The organism is Variovorax sp. GW822-FHT04E09 (assembly GCF_058800845.1).
Window position 1 is genome coordinate 104,222 of the sequence record NZ_JBXAMR010000004.1, and the last position, 15,616, is coordinate 119,837.

15 protein-coding genes are annotated in these 15,616 nt (G+C 70.7%); 3 read left to right on the plus strand and 12 right to left on the minus strand.

Features of this window, described 5'->3' with window-relative positions:
• Nucleotides 1-32 precede the first annotated feature (32 nt).
• Complete coding sequence (locus tag AC1RL8_RS17535) at nucleotides 33-974, minus strand: protein kinase family protein (protein WP_492686026.1); 942 nt, start codon at nucleotides 972-974, stop codon at nucleotides 33-35.
• A gap of 16 nt (nucleotides 975-990) precedes the next feature.
• Nucleotides 991-2,301: a hemolysin family protein gene (locus AC1RL8_RS17540; RefSeq protein ID WP_492686025.1), complete on the minus strand. Its 1,311-nt coding sequence runs from the start codon at nucleotides 2,299-2,301 to the stop codon at nucleotides 991-993.
• Between the two features lie 23 nt (nucleotides 2,302-2,324).
• Here AC1RL8_RS17540 and AC1RL8_RS17545 point away from each other — a divergent pair, with 23 nt between their 5' ends.
• Entirely contained in the window at nucleotides 2,325-3,176 is an 852-nt protein-coding gene (locus tag AC1RL8_RS17545; protein ID WP_492686024.1) for a symmetrical bis(5'-nucleosyl)-tetraphosphatase, read from the plus strand.
• Nucleotides 3,177-3,200: 24 nt separating this feature from the next.
• Here AC1RL8_RS17545 and AC1RL8_RS17550 read toward each other — a convergent pair whose 3' ends face one another.
• Entirely contained in the window at nucleotides 3,201-4,754 is a 1,554-nt protein-coding gene (locus AC1RL8_RS17550; protein ID WP_492686023.1) for a M20/M25/M40 family metallo-hydrolase, read from the minus strand.
• A 128-nt stretch (nucleotides 4,755-4,882) separates the two neighbouring features.
• Here AC1RL8_RS17550 and AC1RL8_RS17555 point away from each other — a divergent pair, with 128 nt between their 5' ends.
• Nucleotides 4,883-5,827, plus strand: a complete 945-nt coding sequence (locus tag AC1RL8_RS17555; protein ID WP_492686022.1) for a LysR family transcriptional regulator — start codon at nucleotides 4,883-4,885, stop codon at nucleotides 5,825-5,827.
• 2 nt (nucleotides 5,828-5,829) lie between these two features.
• On the opposite strand, the gene AC1RL8_RS17560 is transcribed toward AC1RL8_RS17555, so the two are convergent.
• The gene (locus AC1RL8_RS17560) at nucleotides 5,830-6,345 is read right to left on the minus strand and encodes a response regulator transcription factor (RefSeq protein ID WP_492686021.1); all 516 of its coding nucleotides are present in this window, start codon (nucleotides 6,343-6,345) and stop codon (nucleotides 5,830-5,832) included.
• A gap of 234 nt (nucleotides 6,346-6,579) precedes the next feature.
• Here AC1RL8_RS17560 and AC1RL8_RS17565 point away from each other — a divergent pair, with 234 nt between their 5' ends.
• On the plus strand, nucleotides 6,580-7,617 hold the full coding sequence (locus AC1RL8_RS17565) for an AraC family transcriptional regulator (protein ID WP_492686020.1): 1,038 nt from the start codon (nucleotides 6,580-6,582) through the stop codon (nucleotides 7,615-7,617).
• Here the strand turns inward: AC1RL8_RS17565 and AC1RL8_RS17570 are convergent.
• The 8 genes from AC1RL8_RS17570 to AC1RL8_RS17605 are packed head-to-tail and all read right to left on the minus strand — an operon-like array spanning nucleotide 7,614 to nucleotide 15,601.
• Nucleotides 7,614-8,576: an ABC transporter substrate-binding protein gene (locus tag AC1RL8_RS17570; protein ID WP_492686019.1), complete on the minus strand. Its 963-nt coding sequence runs from the start codon at nucleotides 8,574-8,576 to the stop codon at nucleotides 7,614-7,616. The two genes, AC1RL8_RS17565 and AC1RL8_RS17570, sit on opposite strands and share 4 nt — an antisense overlap.
• A 34-nt stretch (nucleotides 8,577-8,610) precedes the next feature.
• On the minus strand, nucleotides 8,611-9,753 hold the full coding sequence (locus AC1RL8_RS17575) for a c-type cytochrome (protein ID WP_492686018.1): 1,143 nt from the start codon (nucleotides 9,751-9,753) through the stop codon (nucleotides 8,611-8,613).
• A 1-nt stretch (nucleotide 9,754) separates the two neighbouring features.
• Nucleotides 9,755-10,543, minus strand: coding sequence for an ABC transporter ATP-binding protein (locus AC1RL8_RS17580; RefSeq protein WP_492686017.1), 789 nt, complete (start codon nucleotides 10,541-10,543; stop codon nucleotides 9,755-9,757).
• Entirely contained in the window at nucleotides 10,537-11,601 is a 1,065-nt protein-coding gene (locus AC1RL8_RS17585; protein WP_492686016.1) for an ABC transporter permease, read from the minus strand. The genes AC1RL8_RS17580 and AC1RL8_RS17585 overlap by 7 nt, the downstream gene beginning before the upstream one ends.
• Nucleotides 11,598-12,599, minus strand: coding sequence for an ABC transporter substrate-binding protein (locus tag AC1RL8_RS17590; protein WP_062482528.1), 1,002 nt, complete (start codon nucleotides 12,597-12,599; stop codon nucleotides 11,598-11,600). The genes AC1RL8_RS17585 and AC1RL8_RS17590 overlap by 4 nt, the downstream gene beginning before the upstream one ends.
• A gap of 32 nt (nucleotides 12,600-12,631) precedes the next feature.
• Nucleotides 12,632-13,456 carry a class II aldolase/adducin family protein gene (locus AC1RL8_RS17595; protein WP_062482531.1) on the minus strand — a complete coding sequence of 275 codons (825 nt, stop codon included), beginning with the start codon at nucleotides 13,454-13,456 and terminating at the stop codon, nucleotides 12,632-12,634.
• Nucleotides 13,457-13,459: 3 nt separating this feature from the next.
• The gene (locus AC1RL8_RS17600) at nucleotides 13,460-14,569 is read right to left on the minus strand and encodes an LLM class flavin-dependent oxidoreductase (protein WP_492686015.1); all 1,110 of its coding nucleotides are present in this window, start codon (nucleotides 14,567-14,569) and stop codon (nucleotides 13,460-13,462) included.
• 33 nt (nucleotides 14,570-14,602) lie between these two features.
• On the minus strand, nucleotides 14,603-15,601 hold the full coding sequence (locus AC1RL8_RS17605) for an ABC transporter substrate-binding protein (protein WP_062482537.1): 999 nt from the start codon (nucleotides 15,599-15,601) through the stop codon (nucleotides 14,603-14,605).
• Nucleotides 15,602-15,616: the final 15 nt, after the last annotated feature.

Here is a 15,616-nt window from a genome sequence, read left to right on the forward strand (position 1 = left end):
TCCTTCGTGAGGAAAAAGTGAAAGGCTGGGGGCTAGCCGGCCGGCGCGGGGTCGAAGTGAACGAAGCGCGGCGGCCCGAAGGCCTCGCGCGAGGCCACCGACAGCGCCTGCTCGATGCCCTGCGCACCCAGGCGCTCGCAGGCCACGGCGTCGTCGCTGCACTCGCGCAGCAAGGCGGCCAGCGGCGCAGAGGTGGCGCTGTCGGACAGCAGCGCGCGCACGCTGCGCGCGGACGCCATCAGGTCGCGCCCGATGGCGCCGCCCGACACGTCCTGCCTGGCCTGCGACCAGCCGATGAGCAGCACGCCGTGGTCGCGCGGATGCACGAGCGCATGCGCGGGCGCGAGCGCGCGGTGCGTCCAGCCGGCGCCGTGCACGAAGGCCAGCACCTCGAGCATGCGCCGCCACAGCCAGACGGCATGGCGCGCATCGATGCCTTGCGGATTGGCCTGCTGCACCTCCTGCAGGCTGCCCCAGAAACCGGTCGGGTGGCGCAGCACCAGCGCCTGCCGTTCGCCGTCGCCCAGGCCTTGCGCCACGCCCAGGCCCAGCGGCTGCGGCAGCCGCCGCGTGAAGTAGGCCGCGCCGGGCACCGACAGGGCTTGCAGCGCCTGCAGCACGGCGGCCTCGCGCGCCAGCACGGCGTTGCCGGCCTCTTCACGCGCGAGCTTGATCGTCACGCGCTCGGGCACGGCGCCGAGCCGTTCGGCCAGCAGCACCTCGCTGTGTTCGCCCTGGCCCAGCGGCGCGAGCACGCGGTAGTGCGCGCCGCGCCATTGCAGCAGCCGGCCGGTGTCCGACAGCTGCGCCGCGTTGGCGCGTCGCCAGGCGGCGCGAAAGCTCTCGCGCTCGACGGTCTCGGTGCCGCGCGTGATGGTGGCGCCGCAGTAGCCGCAATTGACGGTGCGCCAGCGCGCCGCGCGCGGCAGCGGGGCCGAGCATTGGGGGCAACTCAGTGCAAGCAGCGACAGCATGGCCGCGCCCTCCTCTTCAGTCTTCTTGCGGCGCGGCCGGGTCCGGCGAGGCCAGCACGCGGTCGATGCGGCGCCCTTCGAGCGCCACGATCTCGAAGCACCAGCCCGCGCAGTCGATGTGCTCGCCCACGGCGGGCAGGTGGCCCGACACGGACATCAGCAGGCCGGCCACGGTGTTGTAGCGCCCGCGCTCTTCGTCGGGCAGCTCGCGGATGCCCAGGCGCGCGCGCAGCTCCGACACGGGCATGAGGCCGTCGAGCTCCCACATGCCGTCGGCGCGCTGGTGGGCCCAGGCGTCGGCCTGCATGCCGGGCTGCAGCTCGCCGGTGATGGCCTCGAGCAGGTCGCGCGGGGTCATGAGGCCCTGCACCACGCCGTACTCGTCGACCACGAACACCAGCCGGCCGGCGCGCGTGCGGAACTGCTCGAGCAGCTCCATGCCGGTGAGCGTCTCGGGCACAAACACGGCGGGCGTGGCCTCCTGGCCGAGCACGCCCTTGTGGGCGGAACCCAGGCGCAGCAGGTGCGCCACGCTGATCACGCCGACCACGTCGTCCAGCGAGTTGCGGCACACGGGGTACCACGAGTGCACGAGGTTGAGCGCCGCGGCGTCCGCCACCTTCTGCAGCGCCTGCGCCACGGTGTTGGAGGCGTCGAGCCATTCGATGTCGGCGCGCGGGATCATGAGCGACGACAGGCGGCGGTCGTCCAGGTGGAACACATTGCGCACCATCTGGTGCTCGTGCTGCTCGATCACGCCGGCGTCCACGCCTTCTTCAAGGCTGGCCGAGATTTCTTCTTCAGTGACCGAGCGCGCGGCGTTGGCGTCGATGCGCAGCAGCTTCAGCGTGGTGGCGGTGGCGCCGGCCAGCAGCCACACGAAGGGCTTGGCGCCCTTGGCCAGCCCGCGCATGGGACGCGACACGAAGCGCGCCACCGGTTCGGGGTACAGCTGGCCGATGCGCTTGGGCACCAGCTCGCCGAAGATGATGGTGAAGAAGGTGATGCAGGTCACCACCACCGCGGTCGACACGATGCTGGAGGTGCCGGCGCCCATGCCCAGGCCTTCCATCCACACGGCGAGCGGCGCCGCGAAGGCGGCCTCGCCCACGATGCCGCTGAGCATGCCGATGGAGGTGATGCCGATCTGCACGGTCGAGAGGAATTGCGTGGGCGATTCCATCAGCTTCAGCGCGGCCTCCGCCCCGGTGTCCCCCGTTTCGGCCAAGGCCGCGAGGCGTGCGCGGCGGCTGGTGGAAAGGGCCATTTCGGACATTGCGAACACCGCATTGAGGGTGGTCAGCAAGGCCAGCAGGAAGACATCCATGAACGGGGGGAGAGAATGAGGGAATGTCACTTTACTGTATCGGCGACGTCCAGGGCTGCGATGTCCCCCTGGGCCGGCTGCTCGACAAGATCGATTTCTCTCCCAGCCGCGACACGCTCGTGGTGCTCGGCGACCTGGTCAACCGGGGCCCCGATTCGGCCGCGGTGCTGCGCCGCCTGCAGGGCTACGGCACCTCGGCGCGCAGCCTGCTGGGCAACCACGACCTGCACCTGCTGGGCGTGGCGCACGGCGTGCGCAAGGGCGGCCGCAAGGACACCGTGGCCGACCTGCTGGCCGCGCCCGACAGCGAGGCGATGCTCGACTGGCTGCGCCAGCAGCACATGGCGCTGCACATGCAGGTCGGCGGCGGCGACCTGCTCATGGTGCATGCCGGCGTGCTGCCGCAGTGGACGGTGGGCGACACGCTGGCGCTGGCGTCGGAGGTCGAGTCGGTGCTGCGCGGGCCCGCGCTGGGCGACTTCCTGCACGAGATGTACGGCAACACGCCCGACCACTGGGACGACGCGCTCACGGGCCACGCGCGGCTGCGCGTGATCGTCAACGCGCTCACGCGCCTGCGTTACTGCACGCCCGAGGGCGTGATGGAGTTCGAGAGCAAGGACGGCGCCATTCCAGGCCCCGAGGGCTACCTGCCGTGGTTCGACGTGCCGGGCCGCAAGACGGCCGCGGCCACGGTCGCCTTCGGCCACTGGTCGACGCTGGGCTGGCTCTCGCGGCCCGACCTGCTCTCGACCGACACCGGCTGCGTGTGGGGCGGCTGCCTCAGTGCGGTGCGCTTCGGCGCGACGCTGGACCAGCGCGAACTGATCCAGGTGGAATGCGAGCAGGCGCAGAAGCCCGGCAAGGGGGCCTGACGAGCACCCGCCCCGTTCGGGGGCTCAGAACCCGTGCGTCATCAGCGCGTAGACCGTCTGCACGCCGGTCACGTAGTTGCCCATGCGCAGGTTCTCGTTCGCCGCGTGCTGGTTGTTGTCGGCGTTCACCAGCGGAATGATCGCAAAGGGCACCTGCAGCACGCGCACGATTTCCGCCGTCGGCACGGTGCCGCCCATCATGCGGATGCGCACCGGCTCGGGCGTGGTGCCGAAGGTGTCGGTCAGGGCCTTGTAGGCCCACTGGCCGATGGGTGAGTTGATCGGCGAGCCCGCCGCGTCGGCGCCCTCGCTGCGGTAGCTGAAGCTGGCGAGCTTGTCGTAGCGGGCGCGCTCCTCGTCGGTCGGCGCGCCCTTCACAAGGTGGTAGCCCTGCTTGACGATGTGCGCCTCGATCAACTTGCCCAGGTAGGGCGCGTCGGAGTCGGGCGTGGTGCGCAGGTCCATCTCGGCCTCGGCCTTGTCGGGGACGATGTTCGCCACCTTGTCGCCCACGGCCGCCGAGGCCATGCCGCGCACGTTCAGCGAGGGGTACTGCATCGCCTCCTGGTAGTTGGCGCCGACCCGGTCGGTGCGCGCGATGCCCAGGCGGCGCTTGAGCGCGGCCTCGTCGTCGGGCACGGCGGCCATGATCTTGCGCTCGGCCTCGCCGATCTTCACGCGGTCGTAGTAGCCGGGCACGGTCACACGGCCGGTGTCGTCCTTCATCGTGGCCAGCAGGCTGGCCAGGCGCTGCGCCGGGTTGGGCGCGTAGTTGCCGTAGTGCCCACTGTGCAGCGGCACCTTGGCGCCGTACACGGTGAGCCGCGCATCGGCCGCGCCGCGGTTGCCGAACACCAGCGTGGGCCGGTTGGTGGCGTGCATGGGGCCGTCGTGGATCACGATGGCGTCGCTGCGCAGCAGCTCGCGGTGCGCCTGCATGACCTGGCTGATGGACGGCGAACCCTTTTCTTCCTCGCTGTCGAGGATCACCTTCACGTTGACCGCCGGCTGGCCGCCGCCGGCCTTCAGCGCGTCGATGGCCGCCAGCAGCATCATGATCGGGCCCTTGTCGTCGGCCGAGGCCCGGCCGAACACGCGCCACTCGGGGTCCAGCGGGCCGCTGAAGAGCGGGGCCGCATCGATCTCTTCCCACTCGCCCTTGTCGGTCCTGCGCTTGAGCACGGGCGTCCACGGGCTCTTTTGCGCCCACTGTGCGGGAATGACCGGCTGGCCATCGAGGTGCATGTAGAAGAGCACCGTCTTGCGCGCGGGGTCGCTGCCCGGGAACTCGGCGTAGAGCATCGGCTTGCCGCTGTTGGGCAGCTGCTTCGTCGTGAAGCCGCGCTTGCGGAAGGCCTGCTCCAGCCAGTCGACGTTCTTTCGGATGTCTTCCGGCACGGTGGCGTCGTTGGGCAGGGCCAGCAGTTCGAAGTACTCGCGGTAGGTGCCCTGCGCATGGCGCTCGGCCAGGGCCGGCGAGAGTTCGGCCGACTGCGCGAGGCCGTGGCCCAGCAGCAGGACGGCCGTGGGGAGCAGCGCCAACAGGCGGCGGGAAGAACGAGGGGAAAGGTTGGGCATGGATGGCAGCGCAGAAGGGAGCAGGACGGAGAACCGGGGATCTGCGCAGCATAGAAAGCGGGCACCTTTTCAACAATTGCTATTTTCTTGAGCTACCTTTGCATTCCTTGCAAACCTCACGTCACCCCATGCCCAGCCGCCGCCTCCAGGAAACCTCGCTGCGCTACTTCCTCGAAGTGGCCCGCACAGGCTCGCTCACCGAGGCGGCCGCGCGGCTGAACGTCAGCATCTCGGCCATCAGCCGCCAGGTGGCCGCGCTCGAAACGCTGGTGGGCGCGCCGCTGTTCGAGCGCCGCCCACGCGGCATGGTGCCCAGCGCCGCGGGCGAACTGCTGGCGGCGCACGCCCTGCGCGGCGCGCTGGAGGCCGAGCGCGTGCTGTCGGACATCCAGGCGCTGCAGGGGCCGCTGAGCGGGCGGGTGCGCATCGCCTGTTCCTCGGGCTTCGCCAACGAGTTCCTGCCGCGCACCATCGCGGCATTCCGCGAACAGTACCCGGGCGTGCGCTTCCGGCTCGATGCCACCGGCCCGACGCAGGTGAGCGATGCCGTGCTGCTCGGCGAAGCGGACATCGGCCTGACCTACAGCCGCGCGGCGGTGCGCGGCATCCGGGTCGAGCATCGCCAGCCGGCGTCGGTGTTCGCGATCATGCGGCCCGATCATGCGCTGGCGAAGTCGCGCAGCGTGACGTTGGCGCAGATGCACCCCTTCCCCATCGCGCTGGGCAGCCCCGAGAACACGGTGCGCCAGCTGTTCGACGTCGGCTGCAGCAACCGCGGCCTCGTGTTCGAGCCCGTGCTGGTGAGCAACCGTTTCGAGGCGCTCGCCAACTTCGTGCTGCAGGGCGGCGGACTGGCCATCACGGGCGAGATCACGGTGCGCGACCGCGTGCAGCGCGGCGAGCTGGTGGCGGCCGAGATCCGCGAGCCCGGCATGCGCGGGCGCTCGGTCGAGCTGCAGACGCTGGCCGACCGCACGCTGCCCGAGGTGGTGCGCACCTTCCTGGCCTACCTGCGCGAACAGCTGCCGGCGGCCGGCGGCACGCCCAGGCCACGCACGCGCAAGGTCGCCTGAACTCAGCCGCGCGCGGGCCCGGACCCCGGGAAGCTGATCACCCGGCGCTGCGTCGCGCCCGAGGGGCGCAGCAGCCCGCGCCGCGTGGCCTCGTGCACGGCCTGCGTGCGCGAATGGACCGACAGCTTGCGGTAGATGCTCTTGATCTGGCTGGCGACCGTGCTGTCGGAGCGGTGCAGCGCCTCGGCCACGCGCCGGTTGCTCCAGCCCTGGGCCACAAGCTCCAGCACCTTGAGTTCGCGCGGCGAGAGCAAGCCCTCGTCGCCGGCCTCTTCCTGCGCCCTGTCGAGCCCGTGCGCCGCCAGGGCCGCCTCCTCGATGTCGCACAGAATCTGCCGCGCCGTGCGCGCAGCCGCCCACACGTCGCCGCGCTCGACCGCCGCCATCAGGTTGGCCAGCTCCAGCTGGTTGGCCTGGGCAAAGAGCCGCGCCGCGGCATTCGCGGCCACGGCCGGGCTCAGGGGCGGTGCGTCGTCCAGTTCCGAAATGGCACGCAGCTCGGCGCTTCCTTTGGACATGTCAATGCTCGCTCGGTCGATCAACGCTGGGAGAAAAGTAAACCCGGTGTCCCTGTGCAATGAAATTGCCATGCAGGACGCCTGCTGCGAGCCTGAGGGCGCTTTGTAAACAGCCTTGACCATCCGTCTCAGTTCTTGGGAGAATTCCGCGAAATCTGTGATTTTTTAACGCTTAGTTAGTACTATTTGGCGGAAACGGCCCGCCCTGCCACCGGCGCCGCCCCGACCCCGCCCATGACACACAGCGCCGCCACGGCTCCCGAACGCCCCCTCTCTCCCTCGGGCGTGGCGCACAGCCATTTCGACGTGCACGCAGAGCCGCCCGACCGGCAGTTCCTGGCCTGGCGTGCGCGCGTCGGCCATGTGATGGACGCGCTGCCCACGCGCGACGCACTCGAGCGCCCCTTCAGTGCCGCGATCGACCGCTACGACGTGGGCGGCCTGGTCTTCACCGAATGCCGCTCCGACACGCTGGTGCTGGAGCGTTCGTTGGCCCGCGTGTCGACCGACAGCGTGCGCGACTTCGTGTTCCATGTGTTCGAGGAAGGCGGCGTCGACGACCTGCGGGTGCGCGCCACACCCGGTGCACGCCGCAAGGGCGAACCGCCGCCCGCCCCCGCCGGGACGCCCACGATCCTCGCGCTCGACATGAACCAGCCGGTGCGCATGCGGCGCCACGACTGCCGGGTCCACACCTTCTTCGTGCCCGGCACGCTGGTGCAGGAAAGCTTCCCCGACCCCGAGGCCATCCATGGGCGCATGCTCACCTGCACCACGCCGCTGGCGCGGCTGGCGGCGGGGCACGCGATCTCGCTGGCGCGCGACATCGGCGGCATGACGCCAGCGGCCGCCCAGAGCGCGGTGCGCACGGGCGCGCAGCTCGTGGTGTCGGCCTTCGGCAAGCAGGCCGGCTTCGACGGCAACGCGCGCGCGGCGGCACGCGCCGCCATGTTCGACCAGGTGCGCCGCCATGTGCAGACGCACCTGCACCGCGCCGACCTCACGCCCGAGAGCGTGCTGGCCGCGCTGCAGCTGCCGCGCCCCACGCTGTACCGCATGTTCCAGCACGAGGGCGGGCTGGGCAGCTACATCCGCAGCCTGCGGCTGCGCCAGGCGGCAAGCGACCTGGCCCGCTACCCGCATGTGATGGTGACCGACATCGCCTACAGCGCGGGCTTTCGCAGCGCCTCGGATTTCAGCCGCGCCTTTCGCCGTGCCTACGGCATCGCGCCGCAGGACTTCCGCGTGCAGGCGCTCGAGCGACGACCCTAGGCCGTGGCACCGAAGCCCGTGTCGAACGTGCCCTTCACATCAAGCGGCTGCTTGATGAGCCCCACCTGCCGGTAGAAATCGGCCGTGCCCTGCTGGTCGGCGATGACCTGTGCATCGATGGCCACCCACTGCTGCTGGCGGCGTTCGAACTGCAGCTTCGCCGCCTCGGGCGGAATGCCGATGATGCGTGCCAGCGTGGCCGAAAACGCATCGACATTGCGGTACGACCAGCGCTGCGCCTTCACCACGCGCTGCAGAAAGTCCTGCAGCACCGGCCGCTTGGCGGCAATGGCGGCGTCGGTCGCGGCGAGGTAGCTCAGCCCCGGCAGCAGGCCGCGTCCGCTGACCAGCACGCGCGCATGGCGGCTGATCTCGGCCAGCGCGGTGTAGGGCTCCCAGGTGGCCCAGGCATCGACCGAGCCTTGCGTGAGTGCGAGCTTGGCATCGGCCGGTGCAAGAAAACGGATGTTCACGTCCTCGGGCTTCAGGCCCGCCGCCGTGATCGCCTTGAGCGTGACGTAGTGGCCGATGGAGCCGCGGTTGGTGGCGACGCTCTTGCCCTTGAGTTCGGCCGCGCTCTTGAGCGGCGAATCGGGCCGCACCAGCACCGCCGTGCCGTAGGCGTCGGAGCGGTTCGCGCCGATGGCCTTGACGCGCGTGCCGGCCGCAAGCGCGAAGATCAGCGGCGCATCGCCGATCGGGCCCGAATCGACCGCGCCCGCGTTGAGCGCCTCGGCCAGCGGCGCGGCGGCCGGGAACTCCGACCACTGGATGTCGTAGCCCAGGCCTTCGAGCCCGCCCGCCGCTTCGAGCAACGCGCGCAGCCCGCCCTTCTGGTCGCCGGCCTTGAGCACCGGGCGGCCTTGCGCGCGGACGAAGGTGGGCAAGGTGGCGGTCGTGGCAGCGGCAAGGCCGCCGGCAAGCAGCTGGCGGCGCGATCGGTCGAGGTGCGAGGTCATGGGTTCGTTCTCCGTAGAAGCAGTGAAAAAGAAATCAGTGGATGAAGCCGCCCTTGACGAAGCGCACCGGCTCGGCGTCCATGCGGGCGATGAGCGCGCCCAGGCCATCGGGTGGCAGCACGGCGCCTTTCGCCGAGATGGCCGGCGGGCTGTCGCTGCGGCACAGCAGGTCGTCGTCGGACCAGCCGGCCTGCCCCGGCAGGCCGCGCACGCGCAGCCAGCCATCGCGGTCGCCGATGAGCTGCATGCCCGCGAGTTGCTCGGTGCCCGCGATGAGCGCCAGCGCCTCCCACGCGGCCGGTGAATCGGCCACGCAATCGGCAGTGACGCCTGCGGCCCTCGCCCCGGGCGGCAGCAGCTGCACCGTCACCAGGCGCGGGTCTTCGCTGGGCGCGACCGCGCCCGCCACGACGCGCACGCGCTGCCCGCGCCAGTGCGCGAGCGACTGGGGCGCCTGCGCGCCGCAGCGCACCGCCATGTCGGGCAGGCCGACCGGCTGCGGCCAGTGGCCCAGCGCGCGCAGGCTCTGGCCCGCGCCCTGCGCCTTCATGTAGTCGATGAGCGCCCAGGCATCGGCCGCGTCGAGCGCGCCGCCGAAGCCGGGCATGGCGGCGGTGCCATGAAGCACACGCCAGAGCAGGTCGCCATCGGCGCGGCGCCACAGCAGCGGGCCCGTGAGGTTCGGCGGCCACACGGCGAGCGAGGCGGCCAGCGGCCCTTCGCCTTTGCCGTCGGTGCCGTGGCAGCTCACGCAGTGCTGCGCGTAGAGCACGCGGCCTTGCGCGATCGATGTGGCCGTGAAGCCGGTCGGTGACGCGTGGAAGCTCGCCGGCGTCGCAGGCACGAGCACGACGTTCGCGTGGGGCCAGGGCGCAGCGATCAGCAGCATCGGCACCAGCGCGAGCAGGTACCAGCGCGGGCGCCGCCAGAGCAACGCGACCGACAGCAGCAGCAAGGCAACGCCGACACACGCCAGCGTCCACGCGAGGCTGCGCGCCTGCCCCAGGTCGATCAGCAGGTTCTCGCCCGACAGCCGGTGCGCCCACGGCCACGCCGGTTGGCCGTGCACATGGCGCACGAGGCCGAGCGCGTCGAGCATGCGCAGCAGCTGGAGTTGAGCGCCCTGCAGCAGGCCGATCAGCAGGTTGAGCCAATCGGCCTCGGGCTTGCTGCTCATGTCACCAGGTGGCGTCGAGCCCCAAGTGGCGCAGCGCTTCGTGGCGCAGCTCAGCAAGACGCGCGTGCCCGCGATGGCGCGGGTACGGCAAATCGACCACGAGCTCCGCCGCGATGCGCGCCGGCCGGTCGCTCAGCACGATCACGCGGTTGGCGAGGAACAGCGCTTCTTCCACGTCGTGCGTCACCAGCAGCGCCGAGAAGCCCGCGCGCTGCCACAGATTGACCAGCTCGCTCTGCATCGCGATGCGCGTGAGCGAGTCGAGCTTGCCCAGCGGCTCGTCGAGCACCAGCAGCTGCGGGTCGTTGACCAGCGCGCGCGCCAGGGCCACGCGCTGCGCCATGCCGCCCGAGAGCTGGTGCGGAAAGGCCTTGGCGAAGTCGGTGAGGCCGACGAGCTTCAGCGCTTCGTCGACGCGCCCGCGCTGCGCCTTGAGCACGCCGCGCGCCTGCAGGCCGAGCGCCACGTTGTCCCACACGCTGCGCCAAGGGTAGAGCGTCGGGTCCTGGAAGACGACGATGCGCGACGGGTCGGGCCGCGTGATGGGTGCGCCGTCCTGCGTGATGCGACCGGCCGTGGCGGGCTCCAGCCCGGCCACGAGGCGCAGCAGCGTCGACTTGCCGCAGCCGCTCGGCCCGAGCAGCGCGACGAACTCGCCGGGCTTCACCGTGAGGTCGATGTCGTCGAGCACCTGCAGCGGGCCCGCTGGCACGTCGAACCAGTGGCTGACGCCCTGGATGTCGATCTGGGCGCCGGCCTGGCGCACATGGGGTTCAACGGTGGCTACCATTTCACGGTCCCCTTCTGCCACGACAGCACGCGGTCGCGCACCTTGAACAGCAGCGTGATCAGCCCCGAGCACAGCAGCGCCATGACGATCAGCGCCGCGTACATGTTCGAGTACGAGGCCCAGCCCTGCGCCCACGACAGGTAGAAGCCCAGCCCGGCCTTCACGCCCATCATCTCGGCCGTCACCAGCACCGAGAACGCGGCGCCCAGCCCCATGAACAGGCCCACGAACACCTGCGGCAGCGCGGCGGGAATCGCCACGCGCAGCACCAAAAATCGCTCGCTCGCGCCCATGGTGCGCGCCACGTCGTAGTAGTTGCGGTTGACGCCCGCCACGCCCGACCAGGTGAGCACCGCCACCGGAAAGCCCGTGGCCAGCGCGATGAGGAACACGGCCGCCGCGTAGCTCGACGGAAAGAAGAAGAACGCGAGCGGCAGCAGCGCCGAGGCCGGCACCGGCCCCACGAAGCGCAGCACCGGATGCACCCAGTAGCCCGCGATGCGCGACCAGCCGATGGTCACGCCCGTGAGAAAGCCCGCGAGCGCGCCCAGCACGAAGCCGTGGGCGAGCAGCCGCGCCGAATGCGCCAGGCTTTCGCCGAGGCGGCGCCAGTCGTCGATGTAGGTCTCGATGAGGCTCTGCGGCGGCGCGAAGAACGGCGTGGGCAGCAGCGCGAGCTTGGCGGTCGCGATCTCCCAGAGGGCGAACAGCACGGGCAGCGCCACCAGCCACGGCCCGGCCGGGCGCAGCGTGCGCGCCACGCGGCCCGCGCGCGTGCCGAGCAGCGCCACGAGCAGCAGCACCGCACCGATGGCAATCGCCGCAATGCCGAACTCGTCGGTGTAGGCCCAGTCGCTGAAGCCCACGGCCTTGTTGGGCCAGTAGACGGTGAGCAGGCCCAGCGCGACCCAGCCCGCGCTCGCAAGCGCGCCGGTGCGCCAGAAGCCTTCGGCGGGGCGCGCGAACACGGAAGCCGGCGCGGCCTTCTCGATGCCGGGGCGACGCCAACTGCCCGGTGCCGGCGGTGCTTCCAGCACCCGGTCGATGACGGCGCTCATGCCAGCGGATCGAAAGACACGTGCTCCGCGAAGCGCACCGGGTCGGTGGTCTTCTTGAGCACGCCGACGCCGCGGAAGTCGCGCGCGTAGAACTCCACCTCGTCGCGCAGCTTGCGACCCAGCGGGTGGTGGTTGTGCGTGAGCGTGCCCAGCAGCGCGCGCAGGTCTTCGACCGGCACCTTGGGCGAGTACTTGGCGAAGAGCTTGGCCGACTCGTTCGGGTTCTCGGCCACGTAGTCGGAGGCCTGCGCGATGGCGCGCACCAGCGAGGCGACGGTCGCCTTGTCCTTGCGCACCAGCTCGCCGCGCGCGCCGACGATGCAGCAGACCTTGTCCTTGTACTCGCCCGAGAGGTTGCTCGCGAGCTCGACGAAGGTGCCCTGGTTGCGCTTCTCGATCAGGTACACGTTCGGGTCGCCGTCGGCAATGGCGTGGATCTCGCCCTTCTTCACCGCGATGTCGAGCAGGTCGGCCGGGTACTGGCGCCAGGTGACGTCACGGTCGGCATCGATGCCGTTCTTGGCCAGCAGGATCGAGAAGAAGTTCTTGCCCGGGCTCGCGATGTCCGACACGCCGATGATCTTGCCCTTGAGGCTGGCCAAGCTGGTGGCGCCCGCGTCCTTGGCGCCCACGAGGCGCACGCAGCCGCCGTGCGAGCTGCCGACGATTTTCACGTCGAAGCCCGATTCGAGCGGCTTGAGCCAACGGTGGATCATGCCCACGGCCGCGTCGGCCTTCGCCGTAGCGAGCGACTCCAGCAGTTGGTCGGTCGAGCCCGTGTAGTTGATGAGGTCCACCTGCAGGCCGTTGCGCTCGAAGTAGCCGCGCTCCTGCGCCACCACCACGGGCGAGAGGCAGAACGCGGCGGCGTTCCAGGCAAAGGTGAGCTTGCGCGCCTGCTGCGAGAAGGCCTGCGAGGCGATGAGGCCGCCCGAGGCGACCACGGCGGCGGCGGCGCCGGTGCGCAGCACGCTGCGGCGGGAAAGGGATGCGTTCATCGGGGAAAGGCTCCGGGGGTTCGTCGTCATCGTCAAAGCAGAAGTTCGGGCTCGGCCTCGACCAGGCCTTCGTACAGGCTGTCGAAGGAATGGATCGCGCCTTCGGGCCCGCCGATCTGGCCGTGCGTGTGGCGCGCGGTGGCCTCGTCGATCGGCTGCGGCGTGCCTGCCGCCTCGGCCAGCAGTTGCGTGTGGCAGGCGTTGTCCAGCGCGATGTACCACCATGCGGCGGCCTCCACCGTGGGGCCGGCCGTCAGGATGCCGTGGTTCTTGAGGATGGCGCCCTTTTTGTCGCCCAGCGCGCGGGCGATGCGATCGCCCTCGCTGGTGTCGACCACCATGCCGGTGAAGTCGTCGAACAGCGCCACGTCGTCGTGGAACACGCAGGCGTCCTGCGTGAGCGTGTCGAGCTTGCGGCCCAGCGTGGACCAGGCCTTGCCGTAGGTCGAGTGCGTGTGGGCGGCGGCCACAATGTTCGGGTTGTGCTCGTGGATCGCGGCGTGGATGGCGAAGGCCGCCTTGTTGAGCGGCCGGTCGCCGACGACCGTCTCGCCCTTCGAATTGACGAGCAGCAGGTCGGACACCTTGATGCGCGAGAAGTGCACGCCCAGCGGGTTGACCCAGAAATGGTCGGTCAGCTCGGGGTCGCGGGCCGTGATGTGGCCGGCCAGGCCCTGCGCGAAGCCGAAGCGCGCGAACAGGCGGAAGGCGCCCGCCAGGCGCTCCTGCCGGTGGCGGCGCTCGGCCTGCACGGTGGGGCGCGGTGGGATGGGGTCGAACCAGTGCTTCTGCTGCGGGTTCGCGTGCAGCTTCAGCGGTTGGGCCGCGTGGCGGTCGATGGACAGGACGGCGCTCATGGCTCAGGCCGCCTTGCGCTGCGACTGCAGGCGCTGCGCGACGAGTTCGCGCGTGCGCGGAATCAGCGCGCGGCCGTAGTCGGTCGCGTCTTCGAGCGGATCGAAGCCGCGGATCAGGAAGGTGGTCACACCGAGGTCGTAGTAGTCGAGCAGCGCATCGGCCACCTGCTCGGGCGTGCCGACCAGCGCGGTGCTGTTGGAGCGCCCGCCGATCTCCTGCGCGACCGCGGTCCACAGGCGCTTGTCCAGGCGCGAGCCCTTCTCGGCCGCGGCCAGCAGGCGCTTGGCGCCTTCGCTTTGCTGCGGGCCGCCGCGGTTGTAGCCCTGCACCACGCGCAGGCGTTTCGTCTCCGCCAGGATGTTCTCGGCGCGCGCCCAGGCGGCCTCTTCGGTGTCCGCCAGGATCGGGCGGAACGACACCGAGAAGCGCACGCTGCGCCCGTGCTTCGCCGCCTCGGCGCGCACGCGCGTCGTGAGTTCGCGCGCCTGGTCGAGCGACTCGCCCCACAGCGCGTACACGTCGGCGTACTTGCCCGCGACCGGGATCGCCGCCTCCGACGCACCGCCGAAGTACACGGGCACGTGCGGCTTGCCGTGGCGCGTCTGCACCGGCTTCACTTCGGAGAACGCGTTCTGAAAGCGGTAGTGCGCGCCTTCGTGGTCGAAGGGCTTCTCGGCCGTCCACACCTTGTGCAGCACCTCGAGGTATTCGTCGGTGCGGGCATAGCGCTGGTCGTGGTCGAGCCAGTCGCCGTCGCGCTTCTGCTCTTCGTCGGAGCCGCCCGAGATGTAGTGCACGCCGAGCCGGCCGCCGCTGAACTGGTCGAGCGAGGCGAACTGGCGCGCCGCGAGCGTGGGCGCCACGAAGCCCGGGCGGTGCGCGAGCATGAAGTGGATGCGCTCGGTCACCGAGGCCGCGTAGGCCACGGTGAGCGTGGCGTCGGGGCTGGTGGAATGGTGCGGCACCAGCACGCGGTCGAAGCCGGCGTTCTCGTGCGCCTGCGCGAAGGCGCGCACGTAGTCGCGGTCGAGGGCCGGGCCCTTGGCGGCGTGGATCTCCGAGACCTTCTGGCCCTGGATCATGCCGATGAATTCAACGTCGTTCTGGCTCATGGTGTCCTCGTGGATGCGGATGGAATGAAGGGGTCAGGCGGCGGGCAGCCGCAGCAGGTTTTCGAAGCGGCGGTCCCACAGGGGCTTCACGTCGGCCGGCCCATCGAGCACGCCGATCTTCTGGAAGGTGTCGGCCACGTCCTGGTGGCTGCGCACCACGGCGTCGGTGACGGGGCCCAGGCTGTAGTCGCCGCTGCGGCCGTTGAACAGCTCGACCAGGTCGCCCACGGGCACGCGCGTCTCGGCCGACTGCGCGCGGGCGTAGGCCAGGAAGTTGCCGTTGATCCAGGCGAACGCGCGCTGCAGGCGCTGCAGCAGGTCGCCCAGCGCCGCGCGGCGCAGCGTGTCGTCGAGCGCGCGCGGGTTGGCGTAGATGGGGAAGTTGCCCGACAGGTAGCCCACGCCGGTCTTGAGCGTGCGCGCGCCGTACTGGGTGCGCGCGAGCTGGCCGTTGTAGCCGTAGATGGCCCAGGCATCGAGGTCGCCGCGCGCAAAGGCCGAGAGGCCGTCGGCCGGCGTGAGGCTCACGGGCTGGATGTCGGCGAACGACAGACCGGCCTCGGCCAGCTGCTTGGCCAGGTAGTAGTGCGAGGTGGTGGCGCGCACGTAGCCCACGCGCTTGCCCTTGAGGTCGGCGATGCTGCGGATGGCCGAGTCCTTGCGCGCCAGCGTGGCCTGGTTGTTGAGGTCTTCGTGCGTCACGGCCACGAGCCGCACGCTCGACTTCTGCCGCGCCGCGAACACCGGCGGGATCTCGCTGCCCGAGCCCAGGTCGAGCGCGTCGCCGTTGATGGCCTCGATGTGCAGCACGCCGTTGTTGAGTTCGCGCCAGTCGATCTTGTAAGGCGTGTCGGCCTGGCCCGAGGCCGTGAGCAGCGGGCGCCACAGGCCCTTGTAGGTGCCCACGCGCAGCGTCACGCCCGACAGGTCACGCGACGGTGCGGCGGCCTGCGCCACACCTGAAGCAGCCACGCCCCATGCGGCGGCCGCCTGCAGCAGGCGGCGTCGATCCAGCGGGAAATCGGGTGTCATGCCTTGTGTTCTTTC

What these genes read in the sequence shown, in the direction of transcription:
- AC1RL8_RS17605 (WP_062482537.1), bottom strand. Translation starts at nt 15,601, where the DNA reads ATGACACCCGATTTCCCGCTGGATCGACGCCGCCTGCTGCAGGCGGCC.
- AC1RL8_RS17595 (WP_062482531.1), bottom strand. Translation starts at nt 13,456, where the DNA reads ATGAGCGCCGTCCTGTCCATCGACCGCCACGCGGCCCAACCGCTGAAG.
- AC1RL8_RS17560 (WP_492686021.1), bottom strand. Translation starts at nt 6,345, where the DNA reads ATGTCCAAAGGAAGCGCCGAGCTGCGTGCCATTTCGGAACTGGACGAC.
- AC1RL8_RS17535 (WP_492686026.1), bottom strand. Translation starts at nt 974, where the DNA reads ATGCTGTCGCTGCTTGCACTGAGTTGCCCCCAATGCTCGGCCCCGCTG.
- AC1RL8_RS17590 (WP_062482528.1), bottom strand. Translation starts at nt 12,599, where the DNA reads ATGAACGCATCCCTTTCCCGCCGCAGCGTGCTGCGCACCGGCGCCGCC.
- AC1RL8_RS17565 (WP_492686020.1), top strand. Translation starts at nt 6,580, where the DNA reads ATGACACACAGCGCCGCCACGGCTCCCGAACGCCCCCTCTCTCCCTCG.
- AC1RL8_RS17540 (WP_492686025.1), bottom strand. Translation starts at nt 2,301, where the DNA reads ATGGATGTCTTCCTGCTGGCCTTGCTGACCACCCTCAATGCGGTGTTC.
- AC1RL8_RS17580 (WP_492686017.1), bottom strand. Translation starts at nt 10,543, where the DNA reads ATGGTAGCCACCGTTGAACCCCATGTGCGCCAGGCCGGCGCCCAGATC.
- AC1RL8_RS17570 (WP_492686019.1), bottom strand. Translation starts at nt 8,576, where the DNA reads ATGACCTCGCACCTCGACCGATCGCGCCGCCAGCTGCTTGCCGGCGGC.
- AC1RL8_RS17585 (WP_492686016.1), bottom strand. Translation starts at nt 11,601, where the DNA reads ATGAGCGCCGTCATCGACCGGGTGCTGGAAGCACCGCCGGCACCGGGC.
- AC1RL8_RS17600 (WP_492686015.1), bottom strand. Translation starts at nt 14,569, where the DNA reads ATGAGCCAGAACGACGTTGAATTCATCGGCATGATCCAGGGCCAGAAG.
- AC1RL8_RS17550 (WP_492686023.1), bottom strand. Translation starts at nt 4,754, where the DNA reads ATGCCCAACCTTTCCCCTCGTTCTTCCCGCCGCCTGTTGGCGCTGCTC.
- AC1RL8_RS17555 (WP_492686022.1), top strand. Translation starts at nt 4,883, where the DNA reads ATGCCCAGCCGCCGCCTCCAGGAAACCTCGCTGCGCTACTTCCTCGAA.
- AC1RL8_RS17545 (WP_492686024.1), top strand. Translation starts at nt 2,325, where the DNA reads ATGTCACTTTACTGTATCGGCGACGTCCAGGGCTGCGATGTCCCCCTG.
- AC1RL8_RS17575 (WP_492686018.1), bottom strand. Translation starts at nt 9,753, where the DNA reads ATGAGCAGCAAGCCCGAGGCCGATTGGCTCAACCTGCTGATCGGCCTG.